Below are 17,340 nucleotides of genomic sequence, written 5' to 3'. Positions count from 1 at the left end.
TAATACTTTTCATGCACCTGCCGGGGTTTCATTCACCCCCATTATAATTCCTCCTGATTCGGTTCGCTAATTTTAGATCATCATCCGGAATGATTATTGTTAATATGGAAAGCACCCGCCTCCTAATAGCGGCAAGTAGAAATTCCGATCCGTGCCATATCATTTGCATAACCCAATCCATTGGGCGCACAATAGCAGTGAAGTAACAAATAAGTTTGCGGGTGCCCGCAGCAACTATCCTATCGTGTCCATTCCTTTGCAGCTATCTTGGCCATCGCATTTGGCAACTGTCAGCGCCGTACTTCAGGTGGACGAAGGGGGATATTTTTCATGAACGACATCATAACCATCGCCTTGAAGGCATTTCCGGTCATCGCGCTGATAATGACAGGGGTTGTTCTGGAGAAGACCGCATTCATCAGCGCCGATGCCGTCAAAGGCATGAAGAAGCTGATTTTGAACCTGGCCTTGCCCTGTCTTTTGTTTCTGATTTTATTGGATGCCGATCTGCAAGCGGACTACCTATGGGGCTCCGTCGCGGTCTTCATCACTTGCCTGCTGGCTTTCTCGATGGGATTTTTGTTCAAAAAAATCTGGAAATCATCCAATGCATTCTTCCCGGCAGTCTATTCCAGCTTCGTCACCGGCATCATCGGCTATCCGCTCTTCATCTCCACTTTCGGCGCCGAGCACCTGTACAGATTGGCCATCCTCGATATCGGCAATCTGATATTCATCTTCATCGTACTCGCGACTTTTTTGGATAAAGTCGGCTGCAACCAAACCGGCAGAAAACGGATGAGCTTGAAGGACCAGGTCAAACATCTAGTCAAATCCCCTTTCCTGATCTCCATGTTTTTGGGAATTCTCGCCTCCATGCTTGGAGGGCGGACGTTTTTCCACACGAACCCTGTGACCTCCGCATTGGTCGCTACTGCGGGAATGCTGGCAGAAATCACTTTGCCGCTTATTCTGCTGGTGATCGGCTATGAGCTCCATTTCGATCTGAAACAGCTCTTGGTTCCGCTCCCGGCGGTATTGCTCCGGATTGGTATGATGCTTCTGTTGGCCTATCTGCTGAACACATTCGTCATCGACAGGCTGCTTGGCTTGGACCGGATGTTCCAGATGGCCGTCTACACGATGTTCATCTGTCCGCCCTCCTTCATTATTCCTGTCTTCATCGAAGGCGATTGCCCCGACAAGAGCTTCATCATGAATTTCCTCTCGCTGAACGTCATCCTCTCCATCGTGACGTTCATCATTCTGATGACGGTGCTGCTTTGACGGTCTGAATAGCGAGGCGGTATTTTTGGTTTTCTCGGGGCGGGAGTTTCCCCGCCAAACAGTCTTTGGCGGTTTATTTCGGGCCGCATGATGCTGATTTAGCCCGCCAAATCGGTTTTGGCGGGGAATTCTGTTCTATGACGAGCGGGTTCTCCCCGCCAAACGGCCTTTGGCGGGGAAACTCCGCCCAATCGATCCGATCTCCGGTCTCCGCACATCCGCCACCAATCTCCGGAAACTGCTTGCTTGTTTCCGGTTTACGCCGTAAGATGAAACCAAAACAACAGTAAAGGAGCGGATAGAGTGGATTCGGTTTTTGAAATCTTTAAACACAAAATCCAGAACAACGAAAAACTGACGCCGAAGATGCAGGCTATTTTGAGCGCCAGCCTGGAGTTGTTCGCGGAAAAAGGCTATTCGAATACTTCGACCAAGGACATCTCCCTATTGGCGAATGTGGCGGAAGGCACCATCTTCAAGCATTTCGGTTCGAAGGAGAATTTGTTGTATGCCAGCATTTTGCCGATCCTCAGCAAGTCGCTCGAAGTGTTGATCCCAGCGGAGCTGCAGAAAAATAAAGAGAATATGGCTGACTTATCCTTCCATCATTTTCTCCACCATGTCCTGCCTGACAGGATCGATTTCGCCGGCAACAACATGAAAATCTGGAAAATCTTTCTGACGGAATATCTCTACCAGGAAAGCATGCGCGACAATCTGCTGACGTTGATTCCGGGAGCTCTGTTCCAAGAAATCAATCAACTTCTGGATCTGTTCAAACAAAAGCAAGAGATCGTCGACTGGCCGAATGAAGAAATCATCCGCCTGATCATCAGCACGGTTGCCGGCTTTGTCGTCGCGAAATCGATGGGTCTCTCAAGCAACGCCGATGCGAATGTCGAAACCGATCATTTGATTCTTTTTCTCGAAAAAGGCCTCCAGCCATAATCAGTCCTTGACAGTCTGCTCTGTTAAGGACTATACTGTACCCACAAGATAAAAGTGAGTGATTACTCACTTATTTATTTAAGAGGAGGAACAGTTATATGGCATTTTTGGAAGTAAATAACTTAAACAAATATTATCCCATCACCGACAGCGAACGTTTCCACGCATTGAAGGACGTCCAGTTGTCCTTCGAAAAAGGCGAATTGGTTTCGATCATCGGTGAGTCCGGCAGCGGCAAGTCGACGCTGATGAACCTGTTGGGCGGCTTGGATTCGCAATTCGACGGTGAAATACTGGTGGACGGTGAGAATATCGGCCAGTTCAAGGAAAAGGAAATGGTCGCTTTCCACAAAGAGAAAATCGGCTTCATTTTCCAAAGTTTCAATCTCGTCCCTCACCTTTCTATTTTGGACAACGTCACATTGGCGATGACGCTTTCGAACATCGACAGCAAAACCCGAAAAGCGCGCGCCAAAGAGGTTCTGGAGCAACTGGGCTTGAAGGACCATTACCAAAAGAAACCGAACCAATTATCCGGTGGGCAAAAGCAACGGGTGGCGATTGCGCGGGCCCTTGTTAATGACCCGGACATCATCATCGCCGACGAACCTACCGGGGCGCTTGATTCCCAGACGTCGGATCAAGTGCTGGACATCATCCAAGACATCGCGAAAACCGGCAAGCTGGTCATCATGGTCACCCATTCGGAGCGCGTCGCTTCGCGTTCCACCCGCATCGTGACGATCGACGACGGCAAAATCATCAATGACGAAAAGCGCCCGCCGCTGCAGTTCCACGACAACGCCTTTCAAATAAAGGCAAAGCAGGAAAACAAAAACCTGAGTTTCTTCGCGGCCATCCGTATGGCCTTGTTGAACATGAAAGAGAAATTGAGCCGCAACATCCTGATCGCGTTGGGCGGAAGCATCGGCATCATGAGCATCATCCTGATGCTGGCGCTCGGAAAAGGCGTCAACGACTACCTGACCGACACGATGAACGAAAACGTCAATCCGATCATCAGTGAAGCGCGGATGACCGAGGAGACGCAATACGACAGCTCCGCTAGCGTCGAAACCGTCGCAGAAGCAGCCCCTGCGCAGCCAGGCGGCATGGGAGGCGGTGGTGGAATCGGCGGTACGCTGATCGCCGATAATCCGGCCGCGCAGCTTTCGAAGAACATCCCGTTTGAAGAAGCGAACATTGCCGAGCTGGAAGCCATTCCGAATGTCGAAAAGTTGGAATTGTCCTACGCTTCCTTCTCGATGGGCAGCGACACGGTCGTTTATGAAGGCGAAAATTATCCCTTCATGAACTTCGGCACGACTTCGGAGTTCATGACCGACTCCAACATTTTGTACGGCGAGTTCCCGGAACAGGATGAAGTCCTGATCACCGAGGAAATGGCAGATGGAATGGCCGGCACCCCTGAAGAGATGATCGGCAAGGAAATCGAAGTCAAGCTTTCCGTCAACGGCAACCCTTTGAACGGCACCTACACGGTCAGCGGCATCTACACAGCCGGAAACGCGATCGGCCCTTCCGGAGCTTTCGACTCGGTCTTCATGACGATGGAAACTTTCGCGGACATGAACGCTGAAAACGGCTTGACCGTGGAACCGAATGTCGCGTATCTTTTCGCGGATGAAACAAGCAATTCCCAAGACATCAAAGATGCGATCAACGGGTTGGGATATGCAGGCTCTTCCACGGACACGCTGGCAAAAACCTTCACGAAATTGCTGGATATCTTCACGTATATCCTAGCCGGTGTGGCTGGCATTTCCTTGTTCGTATCGGCCATCATGATCCTTACCGTCCTCTACATCAGCGTTGTTGAGCGGACGCAGGAAATCGGCGTCATCAAAGCGATCGGCGGGCGCAACAAAGATATCCGCCGCATCTTCGTCTCTGAATCTTTCCTGATCGGCCTGTTCAGCGGCCTGCTGGGTGTCGGCATTGCCGCCCTGCTTTCCACAATCGGGAACGTGGCGGTCGAGCGCATCTTCGGGACGACCATCCTGCACATGACCCCGACCTATGCCTTGTTAGGCATCCTGGCCAGCGTCATCATCAGCGTCATTGCCGGTGTCTTCCCTGCCAATAAAGCAGCCAAGCTCGATCCGATTGAAGCTTTGCGTCATGACTAAGTTTTAAGGAAACTAAAGAAACAGCCATCCAGCCTCGTTTTTGAGGTTGGGTGGCTGTTTCTTTGGAGTAAAGGAAAAAAGAGTTAGAATGTTTCGAACCTCGGGGCGGGGTTTTCCCCGCCAAACAGTCTTTGGCGGTTTATTTCGGGCCGCACGATGCTGGTTTAGCCCGCCAAATCAGTTTTGGCGGGCTATTTTGAACTGCACACAATAGGAATACCCCGCCGAAACCGGTTTTGACGGGGTTAATCCTTCATATACTTCTTCTTTTACAGTTTGTAAATCTCTTTATCGACGCCATGGATAGCGACCCAATCATCATTGAAATCATCCACGGCTTTTTGGATAGCGGGCATGTCAAGGGATGCTGCCAGTACATCGGTGCCTACCGTCACAGCTTGGGCGCCGCACAGTAAAGCTTTGTTCACTTGGCCGATGTTTTTGAAGCTGGCGCCCAGGATTTTGGTAGGGTAATTGCCAGCCGCAATCATTTGCGCAAAACCGCTGATGACTTGGCATGGGTCGATGTTCATGTTTTCCATGCGGTTAAAGTACGGTGCGATGTAATCGGCACCCGCTTCGATTGCGTAGTAGCCTTGGATTTCGGTGTAGATGGCTGTCGCGGTGATGTTCACGCCTTCCGCCTTCAAGGCTTTCATCGCTTTCAGCCCTTCCATGTTCACCGGAATTTTTACGTAGACCTGATCATCGATTTCCGCAAGAATCCGGTGCGCGTCTTTGATCATCCCCTCCGCATCCATCGCGACGACTTGGACGTGCAGGCTCCGTTCCTTGCCGATGAGGGCGCGGATTTGTTTCAATTGGTCGAAGAATGCCACATCCCCTTCCTTCTTCAGGATGGACGGGTTGGAGGTCACGCCGCATAACGGCAAGGATTCCATCATTTTTGTGATTTCGGCGATGTTTGCCGTATCGATCATAAATTCCATTCGTTCAGTCTCCTTTTCCGATTAAAAAGTGTGTTCGGTTCTTTCGATGATGTCATCCTGCGTCGCCTTAGACAGAACCGTGAAGAAGGCGGAATAGCCAGCCACACGAACGATCAAATCCCGGTGATTTTCGGGATGGGCTTGGGCATCCAATAAGGTTTCCTTCGAAACGACGTTGTACTGGACATGGAAGCCGTCCAGCTTGTTGAAGAAAGTCCGGATCAAGGCGATCAGTTTCATGGAATCCTCCGGTTTTGCCAAGACTTGCGGCGAAACTTTTTGGTTCAGCAATACGCCGCCGGTTATCTCACGGGTCGGCAGTTTTGCGACTGTTTTGAACACGGATGTCGGTCCATTCTTATCCATATTATGCGAAGGCGAACACCCTTCCGCCAATGGGGTCCCGGCGTTGCGGCCATCCGGCGTCGCCATCGTGCCTTTCCCTTGGCCGACGTTGGCCGAGATGGAGGAGGTGCCGGCATAACGCAATCCGCCGATCGGGCCTTTGCCGTAGCGGTTGTTCGGATATTTTTTCACTTCATTGATGTAGGCGTTGTAGGCATCGACGACCAGGCAGTCGACATAATCGTCATCATTCCCGTACTTCGGCGCTTCCAACAACAGGCGCTGGATTTCCAGCCCCTTTTCGCCGGCGAAATTGTTCATCAAGGCATCCCACAATTCTTGGCTAGTCATCTTTTTGTCTTCGAACACTAGCTTTTTGATGGCAGCCAGCGAGTCCGCCAAGTTGGCGATGCCCACTTGCAGTCCGCTGATGAAATCGTAGACGGCGCCGCCTTCCTTCAATGTTTTGCCGCGGCCGATGCAGTCTTCGCAGAGCGCGGAGAGCAGGATATCCCCAGCCTGTTGCTCCAATACGGTATCGATCGCGTTTTCGATGATGACGCTGTGGCGGGTGATGGCTCGGATCGTCTTGTCCCAAGCGCGCGTCAGATCTTCGTAGCTCTGCATTTCCGGGAAGTAGCCGGAGCCTTCCACCAACTGCTGTCCGGAGGCCGAATCGATGCCGTTGTTCATCGCAATCAACAGCGTTTTCGGGAAGTTGATGAAGCTCATGCCGGTGCAACGGTAACCCCATTTGCCCGGAACGGCGACTTCCACGCAACCGATAGCCGAATAGTTGTAGGCGTCCTCTTCCGTGATGCCGCGTTCGATGAAGGAAGGGATGATGATTTCATCGTTGTTGAAGGCCGGCATGCCGAAGCCTTGTTTCACGACTTCGATGCACTCCTGCATGAATTTGTTGTCGAGCCCGCGGTGGTAGCGGACAGTCAGGTTCGGTTGGGTCAAATGGCATTGCGCCACCGATTTCAGGATCATGTAGGACATTTTGTTCACGGCGTCCTTCTTGTCGACCGTCTGCCCGCCGATTGTCACGTTCTGATAAAGCGGCGAACCGGCGGAGTATTGCGTGTGCGACCAGCTTCTGATTTTGTTGATCGTCAGCGTTTTGATCCAGAGATTGTTCAGCAATTCGATCGCGGCGGCTTCAGTCAGGATCCCTTTTTCCACATCGCGGTCAAAATAGGGTTGCATATATTGGTCCATGCGTCCGTACGAGAGCGAGTGGCCGTTGGATTCGATCTGCAGGACGAGGTGGACGAGCCAGATGCTCTGGATGGCTTCCTTGAATGTATCTGCCGGTGCGTATGGGACTTTTTTCAAGATCCGCGCCATTTCCAACAATTCCGCCGCGCGTTCCGGAGCGGCTTCCTGGGCTTTTGCTTCAGCCAGATCGGCGTAGCGCTTGGCAAAGTTCGTTGTGGCCTCGGTCACGATCAGGATGCTTTGATAGAAATGGTATTTCTTTTGGTCTTCCGCTTTCGTCAAATCCAGCTTCGCCAACGCCGCACGCACGCGCGCTTCGTATTCTTTCAGCCCAAAACGGAGGAGATCGCCGTACTGCACGGCCACGTGGGCATCGCCGGAAGTGATGTTGCCCTCTGCTTTGATGATGCCGAGGTCATAGAACAGTCTGCTTTCTGGCGGAATGGCGGCCAGACCCATTTCCTTGATCGTATTGTGTTCCCAATAAGGGGCGATTGCGCGGAGCTGTTCTTTCGTTTCTTCCGTAATGTAAAAAGCATCGCCGTCGCGTTTGTCGAATTCGTCCAATTCCTTGACGACCCAATCCATTGCGTATTCAGGGAAAATCGGGGCCGAACGGTTCGCAGAAGCTTGGTTGCCGGCAATCATCGTTTCGTCTTCGATGTAGATGGTCATGTTTTCCAAAATATTCTTCAGCATGTGGGCCCGTTTGATCGGCATCGGTTTGTCCTGGTGCGCTTTGTAGCTTTCGGTTGTATAGATGGCTCTTTCCGCATCCACAAAAGGCTTGCTTTCCAAGACGCTTTCGCGGTAGGCGTTCATTCGGTCAGAGAGGGATCCAAAATAGTTTGCTTGTTTTTTAATGATCGGCGTTGCTGCGGTTGTTGCTTGCATCATGCTGACTCCCCTTTTCTATCGTTTCGTTCGAAACTAATAAAACTTGCTTTCGAAATCATAATACCACCACCAGAAATGACTGTCAATCGATTTTGTGCCCAATGTGTTGAAAATGTAACCCCCTTCATGAATCTGAAAAAACTGAATCGGATTGGGCCGCGATAGGAGGCCGCTGCTCCGGTGGAGGCTTGCTTGGCCGGAGCTGGTGCTTTCCTCCGGTGAGCGCCCTTCTCAACGGAGTTGCAGTTCCGGTAATCCGCTCTCCTCCTGTGGGCGAATGTTGGCCGGAGCTGGACGCGCGGTCACAGTCTGTCCTCCGACGAACGATGGCTAGTCGGAGGTGAGGATTTTTCGCTCGCCTATGCTCCGGGGAAGTCTTCCTGGCCGGAGTTGAGGGCCTTTATGGGGCCGGCTCCTCCGGCCGAGACATTATCGCAATCATTTTTACGTATCCAAGAACACCTCAAAAAGAAGCCTGACGGAATCTTGCGGGATTCCGTCAGGCTTCTTCTGTAAATTCTTATTTTGTTGTGACAACTGTGACTTCTTTTGTTTCCAGGTAACGTTGCGTGTCTTCGTCCAGGCCGCCGTCCGTGTAGATGGTGTCGACTTCGTTGATATCCAGCGTTTTGATGAGGCCCCGCTCGTAAAATTTAGTGGAATCGGTCAGCACGATGACCCGTTTGGCGACTGTCGCCATCGTCTGGACGACTTCCGAACGCAGCATGTCGCTGTTGGAAAACCCGAAGACGCGGTCGAAGCCGTCGATACCGATGAACACTTTATCCACGAAGAAATTCTGGATGCTCTTCTTGGCGAGTGGGCCGACCGTCACCTGCGCATCCTGTTGGTAATTTCCGCCTAATAAGACGATCTGGCAGTTCATCTCGTTGCTGACATAATGGGCGATGAAGCTCGAATTCGTGATGATTGTGACATCCTTCTTCGTCTTCGAGATGATTTCCGCCAGGATGGCGCAGCTCGATCCCGATTCGATCATGATCGTTTCCCCGTTGGCTACTTCTTTTGCCGCCAGCTTCGCGATCTGCACTTTCTTATCGTAGTTCAGCGCTAAGCGGTAATTCAGATCGTCTTGGCTGTTGAGCACCGCAAAACCGTGCTCGCGATGGAGAAGTCCGCGCTTTTCCAATGCGTCCAGATCTTTCCGGATGGTTACTTTCGAAACACTGAGCCTTTCGGCAAGATCGTTCACTTCTATTTTTTTTAATTCGCTGACCAAGGCCAGGATTTCTTCTCTTCTACCTGTCATGATTCATTGCTCCATTTCTTGACGGACCGTTTCTTCTTATGGAACCATTCTACCATTTTGCGTAACTGAATACAATTTTTCGCGCCCTTTTAGTTTCGTTCGAAAGTGTTTAATATTCCTATGAAACATTTCCATTGACTTGTGAATCCCATGTGGTAAACTAAGCGTAAAGAAACGCAAGAGCGCTTTTCCAAATTAGCGATAAGGAGCATACGAACATGAATTATCCAAAAAAAGTTACTGTCCCCAGCTCTCCGCAAACCGCCTGCATCTTCAATATCCAGAAGTTCAGCATCCATGACGGTCCCGGCATCCGCACGGTCGTCTTCTTCAAAGGTTGTCCGCTGCGCTGTACTTGGTGCGCCAATCCCGAATCGCAAAATGCCTTCCCCGAACAGATGTGGGACAAAACGAAGCAAGAATACGTGACGCAAGGGAAAGACATGACCGTGGATGAAGTGTTGACGGAAGTCATGAAAGACCTGCCTTTCTATGAAGAATCCGGCGGTGGCGTCACCCTTTCCGGTGGCGAGGTCCTCTATCAGGCCACTTTCGCGAAGAAGTTGCTGGCTGAGTTGAAGCAACAAAGCATCCATACGGCCATCGAGACGACTGCCTGGACGAATCCGTTGATTTTCGAGGACTTCATCAAAGATGTCGATTATCTAATGATCGACCTGAAGCATTACGACAGCGCCGCGCATCGCGAGGGGACCAAAGTCAAAAACGAAATCATCATCGAGAATTTGCGCATCGCTAAAGCGGCCGGCAAAGAGGTACTGATCCGCATACCGGTCATCCCGGACTACAATGACAGTCTCGAGGATGCCCGACATTTCAGCAAACTGATCGCATCCATCGGACTGACCGATGTCAATCTCCTGCCCTTCCATCAGTTCGGTGAAAACAAATATGAACTTTTGGAACGCGAATATGCCTTTACGGGCGTGCGCCAGTACCAAGCGGAAGATCTGGATGATTACCGCCAAATCTTTCTGGAAGAAGGCTTGAACTGTTACTTTTAAGGATATTCGGCAACCGTAAATATGATACCGCTTACTGTTTTATCCCTGATGCATCCAAGAGCTGCTTGTCGATTTCGATCTGATTCAAAAATAAGAGCCTGAATATCGAATGACGTTACTGTATTCGGTATTCAGGCTCTTATTGCGTTAAAGAAAAAAGCAGCCGGTTACGGCTGCTCCACATACATATCTTTCTTGGACAGAGTCGCGAACAGATCATAGAGGATATCATCCGTGATCTTGACTGGATTGTTATCGAGATTCGGGTGATGGGAAAGCTGCACCAATTCATCGATCTGCGCATCGGACAAGTCCAGTTCCACCAAATCCGTTCGCAAGCCGATCTGTTTTTTCAGTGCTGTGATGGCGTCGGCCATCTCAGCTGCATCGGCGAAACCGAGCGCTTTGGCGAAGGCGGTCACGCGGCCGTCCGTCTCCAGCTGTGCGTTCACCTGGGCGAAGTAATCGATCGTCAATCCGCAGGCTTCGCCGTGCGGGATGCCGTAGAGATTCGTCAGCGGATAGGAGACGGCGTGCGAAGATGTCGTCTTCGGCAGCGCGAAAGCCAGGCCGGCGATTACGGATGCTTCGGCCATCTTTTCGCGCGCTGTGGCATCTGTCGGGTTTGCATAGGCGATCGGCAGATGCTCGAACACCAATTTGGCTGCATGGATCGCCAGCGCATCGCAGATTGGCTGATGGTTCACGCTCCAGTAACCCTCGATCGATTGGCAAAGGACATCGATCCCGGAGCAGGCGGTGACAGTCGGTGGGCACGTATAGGTCAATTCCGGATCGACGACGGCGTAGGCCGGGAAAAAGTTCGGCGAAAAGATCGGCGCTTTTTTACCGGTTGTGTGGTCGGAAAGGACCGAAACACTCGTGACTTCGCTGCCGGTTCCTGAAGTCGTCGGCACGGCGATCAAAGGCAGGAATGTTTCCGGCAAAGCTTTGCCGGTTCCGTGGTAGAGCCTGATCGACTCGTCCACCGTGGCGATCGTCGCGGCTGCTTTGGCAAGGTCCATCACGCTTCCGCCGCCCAACGCGACCACAAACTTGGAGCCATTCTCGCGCATCAGTTCGGCGCAGGCATCGACTTCGCTCACCTCAGGATTTGGCGAAACATCGCTGTAGACGACGGTCAGCAATCCTTCCGCTTCCGCCATGACTCTGTCAGCCAAGCCGGATTTGCGGAAGGAACGCGAACAGATCAGGATACCGTCCGTCTCCCCCAGCTCCGTGATGACCTCCTTCAAGGCGGAAATTTTTCCGTTTCCGAAGATGATTTTCACTGGTTGTTGATAATTCCAATCCATTCCATGCACCCTTTCTGAAGTTAATTTTTCTTTTAAATAGCTATGGGGCAGCCTCAAAGAGAGGCAACCCCATATTTTTGGTGTTCATCATAAATCAGCTTGCCCGCCTATGATCGAAACCATGGATTCATGACTGTTATTCATGTTTTTTCCCGCGGGCTGGCCCGCCGAGACGGATACTTACTCTTTATTCATCTTTTTCGAGCCCGATTAGTCAAAAAAGATGAATTCTTTTTAGTTATTCATCTTTTCAGGCCGTTTCCGGCCGATCGCCGGGCCAAAGCCCGGCCTCACCTCTCATTATACCATCCAACCTAAACAGCCAGCTCTTCTTTTTGGTTGATGACGTTCAGGATCGATTCGCGCATCGTCATGTATTGCTTGGAGTAGCGGGCGCTTTCGCTGTTGGCGCCGTCCATGTCGTAGGTGAAATCGGTGTCGAGCACCTTCACGATGCGGCCGGGGCGGCTGGACATGACGATGACTTTCGTCGCCAAGGACAAGGCTTCGTCCACATCATGGGTGATGAAGAAGACGGTGCTCTGGTTCTTCATCCAGATGCGGCGGATCAGCGCCTGCATCTTGTCGCGGGTCAGAGCATCGAGCGCGCCGAACGGTTCGTCCATCAGGATCATGCCCGGTTCGTTGACCAACACTTTCGCCAAGGAAGCGCGCTGCTTCATCCCGCCTGACAGTTCGTATGGCTTGCGGTTGGCGAAGTCTGTAAGTCCGACGATTTCCAGGTATTCCTCCGTGATCGCTTCGCGTTCTTCTTCCGGAATGTTGCGCATGCGCAGGCCGAAGTTGACGTTCTCTTTGATCGTCAGCCACGGATAGAGCGGCGGCGACTGGAAGACGACCCCGCGCTGCCAATCCGGCCCTTCGATCGGCTTGCCGTTCATCAAGGCTTGCCCGTCAGTCGGCTGCATGAAGCCCGCGATGATGTTCAAGAGCGTGCTCTTGCCGCAGCCGGATGGTCCCATTACGCAGATGAACTCGCCTTCTTGGATGTCGAGATTGACTTGGGCCAAGGCCGTCACTGTCCCGATTTCGCTGTTGTAGACCAGTTCGACATCCTCCAGTTTTACCACTGTCTTTCCGTTTATTCCTTCATAAGTCCTCTGCATAATTGGTTCCCCCTACTCTTTCGATTCCAGATAAGCTTCGATGTACGTTGTGTTGATGCCTTCCGCGAAATCTGCTTCGCTCGGCGATGCGGTGATGTTGCCTTGATCCAGGTAGAATTGGCCCATGTCGCTCATCGTAGCGGCCATTGCGCCGACTGCATCGGATGTCCCCAAGTTTGCTGCATCCAATTGTTCCTCTGCGGAAATCCAGTTTTGGCCTTCCATTTGCAGCTTAGCGGACTCTTCCGTGATGTTCAATTGCTCCGCGATGATGGAGATGGCTTGATCCGGATCTTCGCGGTAAAGCGTTACGGCTTTATCGACGGCAGCGATGTATTTCGCCACGATTTCCGGATAAGCTTCACCGAATTCGCTATGGACGATTTCGACGTTGGCTGTCATATAACCCATTTCAGCCACGTCCCCGCTGTGCAGGACGATGTTGCCGTCAGTCAGCAATTCGCTGAGGGTAGGCTCCCAGATGTAGGCGGCATCGATGTCGCCACGTTGCCATGCCGCAAAAATGTCGGACGGCTGCAAGTCGATCAGTACGAAATCAGTTTCTTCAAAACCGCTGGCCGTGATGGCGCGCAGCAGGCTGTAATGGGCCGTGCTGGCGAAAGGAACGCCGATGTTTTTGCCTTTCAGATCTTCCAGGGAGGTAGCGTTCAGCTCGTTCTTGGCAACCAACGATTCCACCGAACCGAGCGTCTCATGGATCCAGATCATTTCGATCGGGATGCCCGAAGCGATGCCCAATACGGCCGAGCCCGAACCGGTCAAGCCGAAGTCGACGGCGCCGGAAACCATGGCCTGGTTGATCGCTTTTCCACTTTCGAATTGGACGATTTCAATCGGCACACCCATTTCATCCTCAAAATAGCCTTCCGCTTTCGCGATGCCTTCGTCGTTCGGCATTTCCAGAGTTGCGATGATGACTTTATCAGGCAGAGCTCCGTCCGCCGAAGCTGTGGAAGAATCGGTCGCGCTGTCCGCGGCTCCGCAAGCCGCGAACAAAAGAGCTGAGCAAGATAAGAACAGTAGTTTAGAGAACATGTGGTTTTTTTTCATAAAAGCCTCCGATTATTTTCCTGCCCAAGGGACAAATTTATTTTGTACGATGACGATGATTTTATCCAAAAGAATGCCGGTGATGCCCATGATGATGATGCCGACGAAGACGATGTCGCTGCGCAGGTAGTTGCTGGCATCGAGGACCAGCCAACCGATCCCGGTCATGGCCGCGACCATTTCCGCCGAAACGAGGGTCGTATAGGCGACGCTGAGCGCGGTGCGCAGGCTCGTCAGGATATCCGGCAAGCAAGACGGCAGAATGACATGAAAGAACACTTGGGTCTGGCTGGCGCCGACCGTTTTCGCGCTGTTGATGAAGTCTGTGTTGACTTTCGCAACGGCGGAGACGCAGCTGACGTAGATCGGTGCGAAGGCCGCAAGGAACAGCAAGGCGACTTTCGAAGCATCCGCGATCCCAAGCCCCATCACCAACAAAGTGTAGTAAGCCAATGGCGGCAGCGGGCGGTAGAAGTTGATGATCGGATCCAAGGCCGCTTTGATTTTCGTGTTGTAGCCGCTGAGCAATCCCAACGGAATCGCGGCGATGATCGCCAAGCCGAAAGCACTGAGCAGGCGCCATAAGCTGGTGCCGATGTGCTGCAGCAAGGAGAAACCTTTATAGCCATTGAAGAGGATCTCCACGAAGGCCGTCCAAACCGCCAACGGACTCGGCAGCAGCATCGGGCTGACCAGCCCCAGCGCGGTAACGACATACCAGAGCACCATGATCGCTGCGACGGTGCCGACGGTGATCATTTTTTCCGGCTGGATCCTCTTTCGTCTTTTCTTAACCGCGATCGCGGACGTGCTTTGCTCGGGAATCATTGCATCGCTTGTGAGCGTATCTGCTTTCTTCATAAAATTGTCCTCCTTGGTCTCTTTTCGCCTAAACTGTTTCATGCGCGGCGTACCTGATATTCGCGGGCGATCGTTTGCACGAAGATCTTGCCGTCTCCCGCCTGGCCGGTGCTGTTGACCGCCAACAGGATGCCGATCACATTGTCCACATGTTCATCATCCGTCACGATCGTAAACATCCGCTTCGGCATCAGCACGCTGTGTCCGACTGTTTCGCGGAAGTCTCTGCCTATCAGCGGGTTCTTGCCGCGTCCGAAGACTTTTCGGCAAGTGAATCCCGGAAAGCCGCCTGCAGCCAGTTTTTGTTTCGTTTCCGTCACCTTGTTCAGGCGAATGATCGCTGTCACTTCCTTCATACAATTCCCACCTTTACAGTCCTTCAATTAAAGTCCTTCTGCGCCGCTACTGATCGTATAGGCATTTTCGATTGCGTGCACGAATATTCTGCCGTCGCCGTAATTCCCCAGGTTGCTTGTGCGCGCTTGGGTGGTGATCACGTCGACGATTTCCTTCTCATGGGCTGCTTCGGCCACCAGGAACAACAATTCCTTCGGCAGCTCGTCGTAGAAGACGTCGCCGATATGGATGCCTGCCTGTTTCCCCCGTCCGTACACGTCCATCCGCGTCACGGCGGTGTGCCCTTTTTCAGCGAGTTTTGCCAAAATCTGTTCGGTCTTCTCCGGCCTCACGATGGCCTCAATTTTCACTAGCATGCGCTCCACCCCTTCAGGCTGTTTTCTTCATTAGATAGTAGATTTTTTGAAAGATATTTTTTGGAAATGTGGTGCGGCCGGGAACCGGCGCAGTTTACAGATAGGTCGCATCGACAAGCGTCAGCACTTCATCCAGGATCGGCAGTACTTCAGCCAACTCTGCTTCGGTGATCGTAAGCGGAGGGCAGACGCTGATCGTCGTTTCGCGGCCGAAAGTCGAGAAGCCTCGGTCCTTGAGTTCCTTGTAGATTGCCGGCATGATCCGGTTCGGCGTGTTGAACGGAACGAGCGGCTCGCGCGTTTCCTTGTCGAGCACCAACTCCACCCCGCAGAAGAGGCCGTAAGTCCGGACATCGCCCACGCAAGGATGCTTGGCTTTCATCTCTTCCAAGTATTCTTTCAGTATTGCGCCGATTTTTTCGACGTTGGCGGCGATTTTTTCGTCCTCGTAGACTTCCAAAGTCGCCAAGCCAGCCGCGCAAGCCAATGTGTGGCCGCTGTAGGTCAACCCGCATTGGAGTTGGTTTTCGGTGAAGTATTCGCTGATCCATTCGGAGACGATCACGCCACCCAGCGGCACATATCCTGATGTCACCCCTTTGGCGAAGGTGATCATGTCCGGCGTGAAGCCGTATTGTTGGAAAGCGAAGGCTGTTCCGGTCCGATAGAAGCCGGCCATGACTTCATCGAGGATCATCACGATGCCGTAGCTGTTGCAGAGGTTGCGCACCCCTTCCAAATACCCTTTCGGATAAGCGATGATGCCGTTCGCACCGATGACCGTTTCCAGGAGGATGGCCGCCACGTTGTATGGACCTTCGTATTGGATCTGTTCAGACAGATTCTTCAGATAGAAGGCCGTCAATGCCTCTTCGGTTTCAAACGGAAGGTTATCGCGGTATGGAGAAGGATTGGAAAATTTCACGAAGCCGTTCGCGCCGCCGATTTCAGCAGCGAACCTGCGGGAATCTCCGGAAGCGTTGGATGCTGCCAGCGTTGCACCGTGGTAGCTGTGGTAGCCACTGAATACTTTCGTGCGGCCGGTCGCGATCCGCGCCATCTTGATCGCATTTTCGTTCGCGTCGGCCCCGGCATTCGTGAAGAACACGCGCGCCATATCCCCGCCGGCCAGCTCGACTAGCTTCTTCGCCAATAAGGACTTCACATCAGTCGCATAACTCGGTGCCATGAAGCACATCTTTGCAGCCTGATCCTGGATCGCCTTCACGACTTTCGGATGCTGATGGCCGATGTTCGCGTTCACCAACAAGGATGACATGTCCACTTGACGGTTGCCTTCGTAGTCCCAGAAATAAATGCCTTCCGCTTTCTCGACTGCCATAGCGGCCTGTCCCTGTTTCGACCAGGCCCGCATCACGTACTGTTGATCCATCGCTATTACTTCTTCTCCGGTTAAAGTTGTTGCTTCCGTTGTATTCCATGTTGCGTTCACTGTCATGCTGTTCCCTCCCGATGAAATTCTTTTTTAATCGTTTTTTAATATGTCCCCATAATACGGGGATTCGGATTCATCGTAAATAAAAAGCTCTAATTTGATGATAGCATTTATGACATTTCTGCTCTCATCAGGAAAATACATCGCTTACAACGGGGATTATTTCTTGCTGTTTGTCAGTCATGTAAGGTTTCCCTGAAAAGAAACTGACTTTCGTGGCCGGATTATTGTGAGGGGTTTCAGGTTTGCTATGGATGGAACGAGGTGGATAGGCTATCGATATATTTATGATTCTATTTGGAAAACGACGCCAATTTTCCGGGATGCGCGTCAGCTTTACTGACATACTTTGATTGCGAAAGAGTTTTTTGCGGTTATGAAGAGTAACTGTGTGAGGAAATCTGCCGTCGACGGGAGCGGTCTATGGGAGAATTGTCGGAGGTTTACCTAATGAATAAAAGACAAAATGTTCAGAAGAACGCAAAAAAGCGAAGACCATCGGCCGGCGGGCTTGGGGCCCGTCAGGATGGATTCTTCGCTGTTATTCATCTTTTTGGGCGCTGATTGGTTCGAAAAGATGGATTCTTTTTGCGAATTCATCTTTTTGGGCATTCATTGGTTCAAAATGATGGATTCTTTATTTTTATTCATCATTATTACCAGCACCGGACCAGAAAAGATGGATAAACAGCAGCTATTC

14 protein-coding genes are annotated in these 17,340 nt (G+C 51.8%); 4 read left to right on the top strand and 10 right to left on the bottom strand.

Annotated elements, in window-relative coordinates; translation table 11 throughout:
* The first annotated feature begins 330 nt into the window (after positions 1–330).
* The 3 genes from PH235_RS08170 to PH235_RS08160 all read left to right on the top strand — a co-directional run bounded on the left by PH235_RS08170 (position 331) and on the right by PH235_RS08160 (position 4,385).
* Positions 331–1,287, top strand: coding sequence for an AEC family transporter (locus PH235_RS08170; protein WP_272161866.1), 957 nt, complete (start codon positions 331–333; stop codon positions 1,285–1,287).
* A 303-nt stretch (positions 1,288–1,590) separates the two neighbouring features.
* Positions 1,591–2,235 carry a TetR/AcrR family transcriptional regulator gene (locus PH235_RS08165; RefSeq protein ID WP_272161865.1) on the top strand — a complete coding sequence of 215 codons (645 nt, stop codon included), beginning with the start codon at positions 1,591–1,593 and terminating at the stop codon, positions 2,233–2,235.
* A gap of 98 nt (positions 2,236–2,333) precedes the next feature.
* Positions 2,334–4,385, top strand: coding sequence for an ABC transporter ATP-binding protein/permease (locus PH235_RS08160; protein ID WP_272161864.1), 2,052 nt, complete (start codon positions 2,334–2,336; stop codon positions 4,383–4,385).
* Positions 4,386–4,654: 269 nt separating this feature from the next.
* Here PH235_RS08160 and PH235_RS08155 read toward each other — a convergent pair whose 3' ends face one another.
* The 3 genes from PH235_RS08155 to PH235_RS08145 form a co-directional block, all read right to left on the bottom strand.
* Positions 4,655–5,335 (bottom strand): fructose-6-phosphate aldolase, encoded by a 681-nt coding sequence (locus tag PH235_RS08155; RefSeq protein ID WP_272161863.1) that lies wholly within the window; start codon positions 5,333–5,335, stop codon positions 4,655–4,657.
* 21 nt (positions 5,336–5,356) lie between these two features.
* Entirely contained in the window at positions 5,357–7,798 is a 2,442-nt protein-coding gene (locus tag PH235_RS08150; RefSeq protein ID WP_443080859.1) for a glycyl radical protein, read from the bottom strand.
* 523 nt (positions 7,799–8,321) lie between these two features.
* Complete coding sequence (locus tag PH235_RS08145; RefSeq protein ID WP_272161862.1) at positions 8,322–9,071, bottom strand: DeoR/GlpR family DNA-binding transcription regulator; 750 nt, start codon at positions 9,069–9,071, stop codon at positions 8,322–8,324.
* Positions 9,072–9,289: 218 nt separating this feature from the next.
* Here PH235_RS08145 and PH235_RS08140 point away from each other — a divergent pair, with 218 nt between their 5' ends.
* Positions 9,290–10,096: a glycyl-radical enzyme activating protein gene (locus PH235_RS08140; RefSeq protein WP_272161861.1), complete on the top strand. Its 807-nt coding sequence runs from the start codon at positions 9,290–9,292 to the stop codon at positions 10,094–10,096.
* A 167-nt stretch (positions 10,097–10,263) separates the two neighbouring features.
* Here PH235_RS08140 and PH235_RS08135 read toward each other — a convergent pair whose 3' ends face one another.
* From PH235_RS08135 to PH235_RS08105, 7 genes are all read right to left on the bottom strand, one after another.
* The gene (locus PH235_RS08135; protein ID WP_272161860.1) at positions 10,264–11,412 is read right to left on the bottom strand and encodes an iron-containing alcohol dehydrogenase family protein; all 1,149 of its coding nucleotides are present in this window, start codon (positions 11,410–11,412) and stop codon (positions 10,264–10,266) included.
* A 314-nt stretch (positions 11,413–11,726) separates the two neighbouring features.
* A complete protein-coding gene (locus PH235_RS08130) occupies positions 11,727–12,539 on the bottom strand; it encodes an ABC transporter ATP-binding protein (protein WP_272161859.1) in 813 nt (270 codons plus the stop codon).
* A gap of 12 nt (positions 12,540–12,551) precedes the next feature.
* On the bottom strand, positions 12,552–13,610 hold the full coding sequence (locus tag PH235_RS08125; RefSeq protein WP_272161858.1) for a taurine ABC transporter substrate-binding protein: 1,059 nt from the start codon (positions 13,608–13,610) through the stop codon (positions 12,552–12,554).
* A 12-nt stretch (positions 13,611–13,622) separates the two neighbouring features.
* The gene (locus PH235_RS08120) at positions 13,623–14,471 is read right to left on the bottom strand and encodes an ABC transporter permease (protein WP_272161857.1); all 849 of its coding nucleotides are present in this window, start codon (positions 14,469–14,471) and stop codon (positions 13,623–13,625) included.
* Between the two features lie 38 nt (positions 14,472–14,509).
* Entirely contained in the window at positions 14,510–14,827 is a 318-nt protein-coding gene (locus PH235_RS08115; protein ID WP_272161856.1) for a P-II family nitrogen regulator, read from the bottom strand.
* Positions 14,828–14,854: 27 nt separating this feature from the next.
* Positions 14,855–15,184 (bottom strand): P-II family nitrogen regulator, encoded by a 330-nt coding sequence (locus PH235_RS08110; RefSeq protein WP_272161855.1) that lies wholly within the window; start codon positions 15,182–15,184, stop codon positions 14,855–14,857.
* A gap of 94 nt (positions 15,185–15,278) precedes the next feature.
* Positions 15,279–16,643 carry an aminotransferase class III-fold pyridoxal phosphate-dependent enzyme gene (locus tag PH235_RS08105; RefSeq protein ID WP_272161854.1) on the bottom strand — a complete coding sequence of 455 codons (1,365 nt, stop codon included), beginning with the start codon at positions 16,641–16,643 and terminating at the stop codon, positions 15,279–15,281.
* Between the last annotated feature and the right edge of the window lie 697 nt (positions 16,644–17,340).

Source organism: Trichococcus sp. K1Tr, assembly GCF_028309625.1.
GTDB lineage: Bacteria > Bacillota > Bacilli > Lactobacillales > Aerococcaceae > Trichococcus.
The sequence above is the reverse complement of the archived record's forward strand: the minus strand, read 5'-3'. Positions and strand labels throughout refer to the sequence as shown.

Bases quoted from the DNA above. Each gene is read 5' to 3' on its own strand.
- PH235_RS08130 (WP_272161859.1), bottom strand. From the start codon at position 12,539: ATGCAGAGGACTTATGAAGGAATAAACGGAAAGACAGTGGTAAAACTG.
- PH235_RS08115 (WP_272161856.1), bottom strand. From the start codon at position 14,827: ATGAAGGAAGTGACAGCGATCATTCGCCTGAACAAGGTGACGGAAACG.
- PH235_RS08150 (WP_443080859.1), bottom strand. From the start codon at position 7,798: ATGCAAGCAACAACCGCAGCAACGCCGATCATTAAAAAACAAGCAAAC.
- PH235_RS08140 (WP_272161861.1), top strand. From the start codon at position 9,290: ATGAATTATCCAAAAAAAGTTACTGTCCCCAGCTCTCCGCAAACCGCC.
- PH235_RS08135 (WP_272161860.1), bottom strand. From the start codon at position 11,412: ATGGATTGGAATTATCAACAACCAGTGAAAATCATCTTCGGAAACGGA.
- PH235_RS08105 (WP_272161854.1), bottom strand. From the start codon at position 16,643: ATGACAGTGAACGCAACATGGAATACAACGGAAGCAACAACTTTAACC.
- PH235_RS08125 (WP_272161858.1), bottom strand. From the start codon at position 13,610: ATGAAAAAAAACCACATGTTCTCTAAACTACTGTTCTTATCTTGCTCA.
- PH235_RS08155 (WP_272161863.1), bottom strand. From the start codon at position 5,335: ATGGAATTTATGATCGATACGGCAAACATCGCCGAAATCACAAAAATG.
- PH235_RS08170 (WP_272161866.1), top strand. From the start codon at position 331: ATGAACGACATCATAACCATCGCCTTGAAGGCATTTCCGGTCATCGCG.
- PH235_RS08120 (WP_272161857.1), bottom strand. From the start codon at position 14,471: ATGAAGAAAGCAGATACGCTCACAAGCGATGCAATGATTCCCGAGCAA.
- PH235_RS08145 (WP_272161862.1), bottom strand. From the start codon at position 9,071: ATGACAGGTAGAAGAGAAGAAATCCTGGCCTTGGTCAGCGAATTAAAA.
- PH235_RS08160 (WP_272161864.1), top strand. From the start codon at position 2,334: ATGGCATTTTTGGAAGTAAATAACTTAAACAAATATTATCCCATCACC.
- PH235_RS08110 (WP_272161855.1), bottom strand. From the start codon at position 15,184: ATGCTAGTGAAAATTGAGGCCATCGTGAGGCCGGAGAAGACCGAACAG.